The sequence below is a fragment of the Nocardia sp. NPDC003979 genome, from assembly GCF_053605015.1.
On sequence record NZ_JBSGIJ010000003.1, the window covers coordinates 220,792 to 232,971 of the forward strand.

Below are 12,180 nucleotides of genomic sequence, written 5' to 3' on the forward strand. Positions count from 1 at the left end.
TTATCCGGTGACGGAGATGGACGGGTCGAGGAATTCCTTGGTGACGAGATCCGATGCCCGCAGGCCGGACGGCACATTCGCCCCACCCGCGCGCAGGATGGGCGCGAACTCGTCGATGATGCGCTGCACGCGGGCCTCGTCGAAGCTGCCGAGCACACCGTCGCTGTCGTTGCCGATCAGGCCGCCGTCGATCAGCGCCTTGGAGCCGAACGCGGCGAGCTCGGCACTGTAGGGGCTGAGCTTGGGGTTCTGCTCGACCACATCGACGACCACCTCGTCGACATGCGTCGAATCGGCCCGGAATTCGGCGGTGGCCCGCTGGATCATCGGCACCAATTTCTGCAGGCAGGGCCGCAATTCGGCGAGTTTGTCCGCCCGGACGTTCACTGTGCGGGCGTATCCCTCGTAGCCGACATCCTTGAGCAGCTGGTAGCGCACGGGCTTGTTCCAGGCGCGCACCTCGTGTTCGTAGGTGTAGGGCTCGGCGTTGACGAAACCCTGCTGCGCGAAGGACCGATCGGTGACGAACCGGGACGGCGAATTGTCGTAGGAGGCGTCGATCTGTTCGGCTTTCACCAGGCCACGCGCCACCAGCCAGTCCGGGTACAGCTGCCCCTTGGACACCACGATCGGCTTGCCGGAACGACCGATATCGGCGATCCCCTGCCAGCCGGGATTGGTCGCCGGATCCCACATCAGCAGCTGCGGGCTGTTGCGCAGCAAGGTGGTGACCGCCACGATCGGCTGCTGCCCGGCGGCGGCGATGGCGTGCTCGGAGTGGGCGAGGCCGAGGGTGATGCTCTCGTCGACGTACATCTGCGACGGCACGGTCTGGAAACCGATGGCCGGTCCGCCCGCCCGGATCTCGAGTTCCACCCCGGTGTCCTTGCCCGCGGCGACGAGCGGACCGGTGATCTTGTTGTTGTCGGCGTCGACGGTGTAGCCGGGACCGAGCAGGCCGAAGATCGGGCCGGAGTCGGTTTCCGGGGCCCATTGCAACTGCACGACAACGGTATCCGGGCAGACACCGGCCAGCCGTTGTTCGGCGGGTGCGGGATCGAGGGCGACGGCGGTGTCCTCGCCGGTTTCGCCGGAACAGGCGGCGAGGGTGAGGGCCAGGGCCGCGATACCGAGGCGGCGCAGGGGGCGTGTGTTTTTCATGGCGGTTCCTTCTAGTGGGCCGAGTCGTGCCAGCGGCCGACGCTGACCTTCTGGATCAGCGTGAAAATGGTGAACACGAGCACCCCGAACAGGGCGGCGAGCAGGAGCGCGCCGATGAGGTCCTCGGATTGGAGCCGGGCGCGGTAGGTGTCGAGCAGGGTGCCGATGCCGGGTTTGCCCTGTGCGAAGAACATGTCGCCGATGATCGCGCCGGTGACGGAAAGCCCTGCGGCCGTGCGTAAACCGGTCAGGGTGGAGGGCAGGGCGGCCGGTAGTTGCAGGGACCAGAGCCTGCGCAGGCGCCCGGCGCGGCCGAGGGTGAACAGCTCGCGCAGGTTCGCGTCGACGGATTTGATGCCGAACAACGTCATCGCGATGATCGGGTGAATGGCGATGAGCACACAGACCGTGGTCCGCGCGGCAAAACCGTAGCCGAGCCACAGCCCGATCAGCGGGACCACGGCGAGCACCGGAATCGCCTGCAGCACCACGGCATACGGATAGACGACGTTCTCGATCGGTTTGGCCTGGCTCATCAGCACCGCGATGGCGACACCGAGCACGGCCGAGATCAGCAGCCCGGTGAGCGCGACCCGCGCGGTCACCGCCAGCGCCTCGCCCATCACCTCGAGCTTCTTCGGGTCGGCCAGCGACTCGGTGAACACCACATGCGGTGGTGGCAGCAGGAAGCGGCGACCTTCGCCGAGTACCAGCATCGACACCGCGTACCAGGCGGCGAGGGCAAGGGCGATCGAAATAGTCGGCGCGGCAAGGGCCTTGGCGATCTTGCGCACGCGTGCGGTGGACAGCTCGGTCCCCGGCTTCGCCGGTATCACGGCCCGGGCGGCGATACTCACCATCAGGCAGCCTCTTTCAACGAGTGCGACACGCGCGCGACGAGTTCGGTGAAGGCGGGATCGAAGCGCAGTTCCCGGTCGCGCGGATAGGGCAGGCCGACGTCGATCACCTCGTGCACCCGCCCCGGCCGCGCCGACATCACCACCACCCGCGACGCGAGGAACACCGCCTCCGCCACCGAGTGCGTGATGAACAGAGCGCTGAAGGCGTTGTCGCGGTAGAGGCGGAGCAGCTCCTCCTGCATGGTCAGTCGCGTCATTTCGTCGAGCGCGCCGAACGGTTCGTCGAGCAGCATCAGGCGCGGTTCCAGCGCCAGTGCCCTGGCCAGCGAGACCCGCATCCGCATACCGCCGGAAAGCTTGCGCGGCAGGGCATTCGCGAAGTCGGCCAGTCCGACCGCCTCGATCGCCCGTTCCACCCGTGCCCGCCGCACAGCGCGCGGCACCCCGGCCAGCTCCGCCGAGAGTTCGACATTGCGCCGCACCTTGCGCCAGGGCAGCAGAGTGGCTTCCTGGAAGATGAAGCCGATCGAATTCGTGCGCACCGCAACGGCTCCCGCGCTCACCCGCTCGAGGCCCGCGGCCAGGCGGAGCAGGGTGGACTTGCCGCAGCCGGACGGCCCGACCACGGCGACGAACTCGCCTTCGCGGATATCCAGGTCGATGCCGGTAAGGGCCAGGGTGCCGTCGTCACCGCCGAAACGTTTGCCGACGCCCGCGAAGGAGACCTCGAGTCCGGCGAGCAGCGTCCTCGCGTCCGCGTCGTTCACTGTGTCGTAGAGCGTCACCGTGATCACCTTCCTACGGTGGATGTTGCGTGCAACATGTGAATGAATTCAGTGTGGACTGGCTGGATTACATGCAATATGTGAGCTGTTTCCGCTGGATTAACATTCATCGCATGTGGATCAGGCAGTGAGTCAGTTCGTCGGTGTCGACCCTTGTGCTGCGGCCGTCGCGGATCACCGCCTCGCCGTCGACCCAGACCGTGTCGACCACGCGCGGGGAAGCGGTCGTCAGCAGCGTCGCGCCGGGGTCGAGCACAGGCAGACAGGCGAAGTCGCGGTCGAAGCGGACCAGGGTGAGGTCGGCCCGGTCGCCGACGGCGATGCCGGTGTGTACCGGCCCGTCGAGCACCCGACCAGCCGCACCCGTGGCCATGTGCAGCATGCGATCGATGCCGAACAGGTCGGCACGCCGGTGTGCGGCGCGCTGCAGATACGCGCCCATGCGCAGAGTCAGGAGCATGTCCTGCGTGTCGTTGCTGGCCGCGCCGTCGACGCCGAGGGTCACGTCGATACCGGCGGCCAGCATGTCGCCGATCGGGGCGATGCCGCTGCCGAGGCGCATGTTCGAGATCGGGTTGTAGGAGACGGTGACACCGCGCTCGGCGAAGACCGCGCGACCGTGCGCGTCGAGGTTCACACAGTGCACGGCGAGCGTGCGCTCGCCGAGGAAGCCGTTGGTGTCGAGGTAGTCGACGGCGCCCATGCCGGCGTGCAGACGGCACATGTCGTCGTCGGTGGTGGTCTCGAGGACATGGATCGACACCGTCTTGCCGGTCGACTCGGCGTAGGCGCGGGCCGCCGCCATGCCGTCGGGGGTGAGACAGCGCGGGTTGGGCACGGCCAGCGCGGTGGTGATGCGCGAGCCCGCCAGCTGCCGGTCGAGTGCGTCGATATGGGCGAACGCCTCCTCGAGCGGCTGCATCAGGCGCGGGTCGAGCCCCCATTTGCGGGTGACGTCGGCGCGGTCGGCGATGCCGCGCCCGAGGACCACCCGGATGCCGAGCTCGTCGAGCGCGCGGATCACGGCCTGGTGGACCTGGTCGGACGGGTTCGGCCACAGGTGCTCGACGACCGTTGTCACCCCGCTGCGCAGCAGTTCCGAGCCACCGGCCAGAGCCGAGAGGTAGGTCTGTTCAGGAGTGGCGGCGACGGTGTGCTCGCCGACGCAGCGCAACCATTCCAGCAGCGGCAGCCCTTCCCCCACGCCGCGAAGTACCGCTTGTTGCAGGTGGGTGTGGGTGTTGACGAAGCCGGGAAGCAGATAACCGCCCGCACCGTCGAAGCGTGGGAGCGCCGCGTGCTCCTTGTCCGCCCGCAATGCGGCGACCCGGCCGTCGCGAACGACGACTTCACCAGGCTGCCACCCCTGCGGCGTGTAGACGGTGACATCGGTGATGACCACGGACGAACCCATGCGCGCACCCTTTCGGTTGCGGCTGGTTCGCTCGCCGGGTTCAGCCGAGCACGTCGTCCGTTGCAGCCATGAACGTCGTAGGACCGACCCTAGGAATCCGGTATTTCCCCGGCGTTAAAGCCGTGTCACGGACGGAGGTCGGCCTCCGGGGCGAGGATCTCGACGACCGGGGCGGATTCCGGCTCCAGGAACGCGAGCAGGGCAGCGGCCTCCGATTCGACCTCTGCCGCTTCGGCTTTCGTCCATGCACGGGTAGGGCTCACCCGGAGGCGGGCGGTTCCCGACTTCACGAAGACTTTGTAGACCCCGGCGGTGAAGCCGTCGATCAGGACCGGCGAGACATTGGCACCGAAGGAACGTGGGGCGATGGTTTCGCCGATGACGCGGCTGCGGTCCTGGTGGGAGAGCAGGGCGTTGTCGTACCAACCGAGCAGGCGGACCGGGGCGGGCAGGTCGGGGTCGGCGAGTTCGAGTTCGGCGGCGTCGTAGAGGGTCCGGCCGCGCTCGTCGGTGTAGGTGCGGACGCGGTCACCCAGGTCGGCGACCACCTGTTTCATGCCGGGCAAGCGCGACCAGGTCTGCATGTCCATGGTCGAGGCCGGGCCGAAAGCGCGCAGGTAGCGCAGGATCAGTTCGGCCACCGGGTAGTCCGGGTCGAGCGGGGCGCCCAGCCACGGCTGCACCCGCGACCAGACGGGTCGGCTGTTGTCGCGCCAGCGGCCGCGCGGTGGGGTCTGCAGGACCGGGAGCTGGTAGAGCCAGGTCTGTGACACCGCACCCGGATCGCGATCCGGGTAGCGGAGGGCGGCTTCGGCGCGCAGGTCGGCGGCCGACATCGGCTCGTCGCCGAGCACCGCCTCCCCGTCGGCACGGACCTGCTCGGGGTCGAGCCCGACCATCGCCCCGTAGTTGAAACCCTTACGGAAGGGCACCTTTTCGAGTTCGGGCTGGATGTGCGGGGCGATGCGGAGGGCGTCGGGCGGGGTGACGAGGTGGATGGTGCCGCGCATCAGGGTGATCCGCACCAGCGTGCGGTCGTCCAATCCGCGAGACACCGTGTCGGGGTCGAAATCGATTGTCCGGCTCCACAAACCGATGAACGGCGGCGGCACATCCTGCGCCTGCAACCCGACCAGATGCTCGCACATCTGCGGTGTGCTCAGGGTGGACCGTTCGAGGAGGTGCTGCCGCGCGAGCAGCGTCCGGTTCAGTACCCGATTCGACAACTGCACGGCGCGCTCCTTCGGTCCCGGCGACGAACCGGACGCTACCCCGGCGGTCCGACAACCTCACCCCGAGTCAGCGCAGTTGTACGACGACCTTGCCGGTCGCGGTCCGGTTGTCCAGGGCCGCAACGGCTTCGGCCGTGCGCTCTAGGGGGTAGAGCACAGGTTCCGGCGCCGTGACGGCACCGGAGGCGAACAGCGGCTCCAGGTCGGCCCATTGTTCGGCCAGGTAACCGGGGTGGGTCATCACCCATTCACCCCAGGCCGCACCGACGACCTCCACGTTCTTGAGCAGCAGCCGGTTCACCTTCACCGTGGGGATCTCGCCCGCGGTGAACCCGACGACGAGCAACCGGCCACCGCCCGCGAGGCTGCGGATGCTGTCGGTGAAACGGTCGCCGCCCACCGGGTCGAGCACGATGTCGACGCCCCGCCCGCCGGTGAGTTCCTTGACCGCCGCCAGCCAGCCGTCGGTGAGCACCACGTCGGTGGCGCCGTTGGCCTTGGCGACCTGCGCCTTGGCCTCGGTGCTCACCACGGCGATAACCCGGCCCGCGCCCAGCGCCTTGGCCAGCCGCAGGGTCGAAGTACCGACGCCACCGGCCGCACCGTGCACGAGGACCGTCTCGCCCTCGGCCAGCCTGCCGCGCTCGGTGAGGCAGAAGTGCACGGTCAGGTCGTTGAACAGGATGCCCGCACCCGCCTCGAGCGACACGTTGTCCGGCAGCTTGAAGACCGCGTCGGCGGGTGCGACCGCCACCTCCGCGACGCCGTTGCCGAGCATGGTCAACGCCGCGACCCGGTCACCGGCACGCAGCCCGGACTCGGCGGGCGCCTCGCGCACCACGCCACCGACCTCACCGCCGACGACGAACGGCAGACCCGGCTTCATCTGGTAGAGACCGCGCGTCATCAGGACATCGGGGAAGGCGATCCCGGCGGCGTGCACGTCGATGAGGACACCGCCCGGGTAAGCGACCGGTTCGGGCAGGTCGACGACCTCGATCGACGACGGACCTTCCAACTTGCTCACCTGAGCTGCACGCATCCGGGAAACCTCTCTCGACATCGAACCCCTGTCGAACATATCCCGACCACGCTCAGCGATGGGCGAATTCCAGCATCGCCTCACTGGAGAGCACCGAACCACCCTTGATGATGGTCAGGCCGGCAGGCGTGACCTGGTATTGCGTTCCGTCGCTCGGATTGGTCGCGGTGAATCCGCCGCCACCGGTCGGGACGGGATCGTCGAGTTCGATCGCGTTGCCGTTACGCACCGCGACACCCTTGTAGTAGAAGCGGTCGGCCCCGGTGTGGCAGATGACCACCCGCGAGGTGGTGGTGCGCGCGATCGTCATGGCGGCGTCGTTGTCGTTGCAGCGCGGGCCACCGCTGAGGAAACCCTGCCCGTCGGCACCGGTGACGGCCGAATTCAGCGGCGGCACAGTGGTTGTGGTCGGTTTCGGCTCCGTCGGCGGTGCCTGCGGAACGCCGGTGGGCACTTCCTGGCTGACCGACACCACCACCGGCGGCGGCATCTGCAGACTGGACGAGGACACCGGCTGACCTGCGCGATCGGTACCGGAATCGTTGACGCTCAACATCACCCACACCGCCACACCCACCGCGGCCACGACGATCAGCGCGCCGAGCGCACCGGCGAGAATCGGCGTCGCCGAATTCCGCTGCGGAAGGGGCAGCGGTTCCGACGGATGGGCGTAGGCACCCGAGGAGAACTGGGGGCCGGTGCTCATCCTGGTCTGCTGCCGCCCGGACTGCGCGAAACCGGCGATCGGCTGCTGCGGTGCGGACCGGTGCGCCGCGGCGGGGGGCTGAGCAGGCGAGGGAGCGGTCGGCGGCGGTGGTTGCGGCCCGGTGACCCGGGTCTGCCCGGTGAACGGGCGCGGCGGCGGCTGCTTCACCAGCGGCGTCACCCGCGGGCCGGGAACGGTTGCGGGCGCGTCGCGTTCGGCCTGCACCAGCGCGGCACGGGCGGCGCGAGCCAGGTCGCCCGGCGAGCCGTAGCGCTGCTCGGGCCGCTTGGCCATGCCACGCTCGATCACCGCGTCGAACGCCGACAGCGCCGGATCGACCGCACTCGGCCGGGGCGGCGGTGCCATCTGATGCGAACCGATCGCGCCGGCGAGACTGTTCACCGGGAACGGCACCCGTCCCACCAGCGACTCGTAGAGCACACAGGTGAGCGCGTAGGTGTCGACGGCCGGTGTCATCGGCACGTCCTCGAACCGTTCCGGCGCCATGTACGCCATCGAACCGACGGCGCTGCCCGCGCTGGTGAGCTGCGGATCGGACGCGCCGTGCGCGATACCGAAGTCGACAAGATAGGCGAACAGGTTGGCCGTGAGCAGGATGTTGGCCGGCTTCACGTCGCGATGCACCAGGCCGAGCTCGTGGGCGGCATCGAGCGCGGCCGCGATCTGCTCGACCACCTGCACCGCCTCGCCGGGCGTCAGTTTGCCGTGCTGCTGCAGCCGCTCCTTGAGATCGGAACCGCGCACCAGGCGCATATCGATGTAGAGCACACCGTCGACCTCGCCCCAGTCGTGCACCGGGATGACGTGCGGCTCCTGCACACTGGCCATCGCGTGGGATTCGCGGCGGAAACGCTGCACATAGGTGGGGTCGGCCGCCAGCTCACGATTGAGCACCTTGAGCGCGACGACGCGATCCTTGGTGGTGTCGAAAGCCTCGTAGACCTCGCCCATACCGCCGACTCCGAGAAGCCGACGCAACTCATAGCGCCCGAACATCGCGCCTGCCATCGCCCCGCCGGCCATTCCAGCAGGTTACCGGGCGCCTACAGCACTTGTCATGTACGCCGGTGGGGGCTAGTCCCGGCTCGACGTGAGGGTGTGATCTGCGCACCGTAAAGTCGAGGGCAGAACTACGCAAGAAGTCGCGGCTCACCTGTGTGGACCGCGCAAGGAGCACACGTGTCACTCGATCAGCCACTGGCCCCGCTACCCCAGGAGGGCACGGGTTTCGCCACGGCGTGGCCTGTCCGGGCCGGCGACGTGGACCCGTACCACCGGCTGCGCTTCGACGGGGTCGCCCGCTACCTGCAGGATATCGCCTACGAGGAACTGCATCAGACCGCGCTGCACCGCACCGATCCCACCTGGATCGTGCGCCGCACCGTCATCGACGTGATCCGCCCGATCGTCTTCCCTGATCACGTACACCTCACGCGGTGGTGCGCGAGCATGTCGACCAGGTGGACGAACATGCGCGTGCGCATCACCAGCGAGGGCGGCGGCCTGATCGAGACCGAGGGGTTCTGGATCAACCTCAGCGAGTCGAGCAACCTGCCCGCCCGCATCAGCGACGAAGGCCTGGCCTACCTGGCCCGCACCACCGACGAACACCGGCTGCGGTGGCGGCCCTACCTCACCGATCCGGCGCCGCGCGAATCCGACACCGATGTGCCGTTCCCGGTGCGCGCCACCGACATCGACCAATACAACCACGTGAACAACGCCTGCTACTGGCAGGCTGTGGAACAGTTCCTCGTCGACTATCCGAAACTGCTCGCGGTGCCGCATCGCGCGGTGATCGAGTACGTGGCGCCGGTGCTGGCGCGTGAACACATCACGGTGCGCGGGCGGTACGAGCCGGGCGATGTGAGTGGGCGGCCGGTGTTGCGGTTGTGGTTCGTGGTCGGCGGGATCACGACAACCGTCGTCAAGGTCATGCCCCTGCCCTAGCTCGGGCGGGCGGCGGCCGAGAACCGGCGGCGGTTGGGCCTGGTTCTCGGCCGCGGGTCCGACTAACCCTTCGCGGCCTTGAGGAGGTCTGCGCGGGTGGTGAACTTGACGCGGGGTCGGCCCGCGGCTTTACCCGCGGCCTTTTCCGCCTGGTCGATGGTCTTCCAGGCGGCGCGGTCGACGAGGTCGGGCTGACGCTCGGTGAGCAGGGCGCGCAGGGCGGCCCGGTCGCCGGTCGGGTTGGTGAGTCTGCCCGCGATGAAGTCGTCGATCAGGGCTTCGACGGTTTCCTCGGCATCGATCCGGTTGGAGCCGATCACGCCGCGCGGACCGCGCTTGATCCAGCCCGCCACGTACACACCGGGCAGGGGCTGGGTATCGGCGAGCACCCGACCGTGCTCGCTCGGCACCACACCGCGCCGCTCGTCGAACGGCAGGCCGGGCACGGGGACGCCGCGGTAACCGATCGAGCGGAGCACCAGGCCGGTGTCGAGGCGCTCGGTGCGGTCGGTGGGGGTGGCGACGAGGTCGGCGGTGAGTTCGTTGTGCGCGAACTCGATACCGGTGACGTGGTCGTCACCGAGCACCTCGGTGGGGGTCGCCAGGTAGCGGAAGACGATGCGCTTGTTCGCCGGATCGCGTCGGCCGGTCGAATACTCCTGGGCCAGCTGGTATTTCAGCCGCAGTGACGGTTCGATGTTCGGGTCGCCGAGGATCGCCCGGCTGTGCGCGTCGAGATCGAGGTCGGCGGGATCGACGACCACGTCGACACCCTTCAGATGGGTGAGCGCCAGGAACTCCGGCGAGCTGTAGGCGGCCTGCAGCGGACCGCGGCGGCCGAGAATCACGACCTCGCGGATGTTGCTGCGGCGCAGCGCGTCCAGAGCGTGGTCGGCGATATCGGTCTTGGCCAGCTCGTCCGGGTCGACGGTGAGCACGCGCGCCACGTCGAGCGCCACATTGCCGTTGCCGACGATCACCGCGCGCTCACCCGACAGGTCGAACTCGCGCTCGGCGAAATCGGGATGGCCGTTGTACCAGGCGACGAACTCGGTGGCCGAATGGCTGCCGGGCAGGTCCTCACCCGGGACACCGAGCTTGCGGTCGCTCGACGCGCCGACGGCGTAGATCACGGCGTGGTGGTGTTCGAGCAGCTCACGGTGGTCGATGTGTTCGCCGATCTCGACATTGAGGTAGTACTGCAGAGTGTCGCGGCGGAAGGCCGATTCGAACATCGTCGCGACGTTCTTGGTGCCCGCGTGATCGGGCGCCACGCCCGCGCGAACCAGACCCCACGGCGTCGGGAGCCGGTCGAACATCTCCACCTCGACATCGCTGCGCCGCAACAGCTCGTCGGCGGCGTAGCAGGCCGCCGGGCCCGCACCGACGATCGCGACGCGCAGGGTGCCGAGACTCTTCGGTGGGCGCACGGGGGTGGCGAGTGGGTCGAAATTCGTCTCCAGCGGGTGACGCCGGAAGTACTCGGCATTGATCTCGCGGTACCTGCCGAGCGAGGCGAGGAGATCGTCCTCGGAGAAGATGGCGTCCACCGGGCACGCATCGACACAGGCGCCGCAGTCGATACAGGTGTCTGGGTCGATGTAGAGCATTTCCGCCGTGGCGAACTCCGGCTGATCCGGGGTCGGGCGGATGCAGTCGACCGGGCACTCGGTGACGCAGCTGGCGTCGTTGCAACAACGCTGCGTGATGACGTAGGCCATGGGTGCAGATCCTCGAAATGTGTGGTCGGACGTCACCTCGGGTATGAGTGACGCAGCTTTCAGTGTGCCTCGAGTGTGACTGCGACCTCACCGGTGTGCACGATTACCGTGTAGTACATGGCGGTGACCCTGATCCTGATGCGGCACGGAAAATCGGCGTACCCGGACGGGGTGGAGGACCACGAACGGCCACTGGCACCACGCGGCGAACGCGAAGCCGCACTGGCGGGCGACTGGTTGCGCGCCACCCAGCCGGCGATCGACGCGGTGCGCTGCTCCACCGCCCAGCGCACCCGGCTCACCCTGGCCGCCACCGGGATCGACGCTCCCGTCGAGTACCGCGACGACATCTACGAGGCGAACCCGCACACCCTGATCGAGCTGATCCAGCTCACCGACGATGCTGTCTCGACTCTCCTCCTTGTCGGTCATGTTCCCGGAATTCCTTGGACCGCTTGGGATCTCGCGTACAACCGCGATTCCGACGCGGCCACCGAACTGAGCCGCAAGTTCCCCACCTCGGCGCTGGCGGTGCTCGAGTTCGACCGGCCGTGGGCGCGGGTGGACCAGGGAACCGGCGAACTGACGCACTTCCACGTGCCGCGCTGACCTACTTCAGCAGCTTGCCCCCGACCACGATTCCGACGCCGAGCAGCGCGAGCAACACGAAGGCGACCACGCCGTTCGTCAGCCACCAAACCACGCCGAGGACCAGTACCACCGGCGCCACCGCGATGGCGGTGATCACCGGGCTCTCCTTCACCGTTTCCCAAGCCGAGCGGGCCCGGATACGGTCGATCTCCTTAGCCATGTGATCCACACTACGTTTCTGTCGGTGGGCGGTGGGATGCTTGACCGCATGGATTGGAAAATCGAGCTCGTTGCCATCCCGGTCACCGATATCGATCGGGCCAAGGACTTCTACACCAGCATCGGTTTCAACGCCGATCACGACCACACGCCGAGCCCCGACATCCGCTTCGTCCAGCTCACCCCGCCGGGTTCGGGCTGCTCGATCTGCATCGGCCGCGGCATCACCCAGGCTGCTCCCGGCAGCGTCGAGGGCATGCAGATGGTGGTGCCGAGCGCCGAGCAGGCCTACGAACAACTCGTCGCGGCGGGCGTCGAGGCGACCCCGGTGCAGGATCTGGGCTGGGGCCTGTTCACGTTCTTCGCCGATCCCGACGGAAACCGCTGGGCGGTACAGGAACTGCCGAAGTACAACTGAGATCGGCTCGTCCCGCGAATAGGCTTGCTTGGAGTGCACTCCAGGTGGCTAGCGTCGGTG

The 12,180-nt window shown here is 68.1% G+C and carries 12 protein-coding genes; 3 read left to right on the plus strand and 9 right to left on the minus strand.

The genetic code is table 11. The features are described from left to right. From ACWEVR_RS07715 to ACWEVR_RS07745, 7 genes are all read right to left on the minus strand, one after another. Positions 1-1,161 (minus strand): nitrate ABC transporter substrate-binding protein, encoded by a 1,161-nt coding sequence (locus ACWEVR_RS07715; RefSeq protein WP_452466264.1) that lies wholly within the window; start codon positions 1,159-1,161, stop codon positions 1-3. An 11-nt stretch (positions 1,162-1,172) separates the two neighbouring features. Beyond that, positions 1,173-2,021, minus strand: a complete 849-nt coding sequence (locus tag ACWEVR_RS07720) for an ABC transporter permease (protein WP_452466265.1) — start codon at positions 2,019-2,021, stop codon at positions 1,173-1,175. Next, positions 2,021-2,806, minus strand: a complete 786-nt coding sequence (locus ACWEVR_RS07725) for an ABC transporter ATP-binding protein (protein ID WP_452466525.1) — start codon at positions 2,804-2,806, stop codon at positions 2,021-2,023. The genes ACWEVR_RS07720 and ACWEVR_RS07725 overlap by 1 nt, the downstream gene beginning before the upstream one ends. Before the next feature lie 106 nt (positions 2,807-2,912). Further along, on the minus strand, positions 2,913-4,220 hold the full coding sequence (locus tag ACWEVR_RS07730; protein WP_452466266.1) for an amidohydrolase family protein: 1,308 nt from the start codon (positions 4,218-4,220) through the stop codon (positions 2,913-2,915). Between the two features lie 125 nt (positions 4,221-4,345). Beyond that, a complete protein-coding gene (locus ACWEVR_RS07735; RefSeq protein ID WP_452466267.1) occupies positions 4,346-5,452 on the minus strand; it encodes a winged helix DNA-binding domain-containing protein in 1,107 nt (368 codons plus the stop codon). Between the two features lie 67 nt (positions 5,453-5,519). Continuing rightward, the gene (locus tag ACWEVR_RS07740) at positions 5,520-6,494 is read right to left on the minus strand and encodes an NADPH:quinone oxidoreductase family protein (RefSeq protein ID WP_452466268.1); all 975 of its coding nucleotides are present in this window, start codon (positions 6,492-6,494) and stop codon (positions 5,520-5,522) included. A 52-nt stretch (positions 6,495-6,546) separates the two neighbouring features. Then, positions 6,547-8,244 carry a serine/threonine-protein kinase gene (locus tag ACWEVR_RS07745; protein ID WP_452466269.1) on the minus strand — a complete coding sequence of 566 codons (1,698 nt, stop codon included), beginning with the start codon at positions 8,242-8,244 and terminating at the stop codon, positions 6,547-6,549. Positions 8,245-8,400: 156 nt separating this feature from the next. Here ACWEVR_RS07745 and ACWEVR_RS07750 point away from each other — a divergent pair, with 156 nt between their 5' ends. Next, positions 8,401-9,171 (plus strand): acyl-[acyl-carrier-protein] thioesterase, encoded by a 771-nt coding sequence (locus ACWEVR_RS07750; protein WP_452466270.1) that lies wholly within the window; start codon positions 8,401-8,403, stop codon positions 9,169-9,171. A gap of 62 nt (positions 9,172-9,233) precedes the next feature. Here the strand turns inward: ACWEVR_RS07750 and ACWEVR_RS07755 are convergent, their stop codons facing one another. Continuing rightward, complete coding sequence (locus ACWEVR_RS07755; RefSeq protein WP_452466271.1) at positions 9,234-10,892, minus strand: FAD-dependent oxidoreductase; 1,659 nt, start codon at positions 10,890-10,892, stop codon at positions 9,234-9,236. A gap of 117 nt (positions 10,893-11,009) precedes the next feature. On the opposite strand from ACWEVR_RS07755, the gene ACWEVR_RS07760 reads away from it, so the two are divergent. Continuing rightward, entirely contained in the window at positions 11,010-11,501 is a 492-nt protein-coding gene (locus ACWEVR_RS07760; protein WP_452466272.1) for a SixA phosphatase family protein, read from the plus strand. A gap of 1 nt (position 11,502) precedes the next feature. On the opposite strand, the gene ACWEVR_RS07765 is transcribed toward ACWEVR_RS07760, so the two are convergent. After that, positions 11,503-11,703, minus strand: coding sequence for a hypothetical protein (locus ACWEVR_RS07765; protein WP_067485129.1), 201 nt, complete (start codon positions 11,701-11,703; stop codon positions 11,503-11,505). A 48-nt stretch (positions 11,704-11,751) separates the two neighbouring features. On the opposite strand from ACWEVR_RS07765, the gene ACWEVR_RS07770 reads away from it, so the two are divergent. After that, the gene (locus tag ACWEVR_RS07770) at positions 11,752-12,120 is read left to right on the plus strand and encodes a VOC family protein (RefSeq protein WP_452466273.1); all 369 of its coding nucleotides are present in this window, start codon (positions 11,752-11,754) and stop codon (positions 12,118-12,120) included. Positions 12,121-12,180: the final 60 nt, after the last annotated feature.

What these genes read in the sequence shown, in the direction of transcription:
- ACWEVR_RS07745 (WP_452466269.1), bottom strand. Translation starts at nt 8,244, where the DNA reads ATGGCCGGCGGGGCGATGGCAGGCGCGATGTTCGGGCGCTATGAGTTG.
- ACWEVR_RS07765 (WP_067485129.1), bottom strand. Translation starts at nt 11,703, where the DNA reads ATGGCTAAGGAGATCGACCGTATCCGGGCCCGCTCGGCTTGGGAAACG.
- ACWEVR_RS07755 (WP_452466271.1), bottom strand. Translation starts at nt 10,892, where the DNA reads ATGGCCTACGTCATCACGCAGCGTTGTTGCAACGACGCCAGCTGCGTC.
- ACWEVR_RS07720 (WP_452466265.1), bottom strand. Translation starts at nt 2,021, where the DNA reads ATGGTGAGTATCGCCGCCCGGGCCGTGATACCGGCGAAGCCGGGGACC.
- ACWEVR_RS07760 (WP_452466272.1), top strand. Translation starts at nt 11,010, where the DNA reads ATGGCGGTGACCCTGATCCTGATGCGGCACGGAAAATCGGCGTACCCG.
- ACWEVR_RS07740 (WP_452466268.1), bottom strand. Translation starts at nt 6,494, where the DNA reads ATGCGTGCAGCTCAGGTGAGCAAGTTGGAAGGTCCGTCGTCGATCGAG.
- ACWEVR_RS07715 (WP_452466264.1), bottom strand. Translation starts at nt 1,161, where the DNA reads ATGAAAAACACACGCCCCCTGCGCCGCCTCGGTATCGCGGCCCTGGCC.
- ACWEVR_RS07770 (WP_452466273.1), top strand. Translation starts at nt 11,752, where the DNA reads ATGGATTGGAAAATCGAGCTCGTTGCCATCCCGGTCACCGATATCGAT.
- ACWEVR_RS07730 (WP_452466266.1), bottom strand. Translation starts at nt 4,220, where the DNA reads ATGGGTTCGTCCGTGGTCATCACCGATGTCACCGTCTACACGCCGCAG.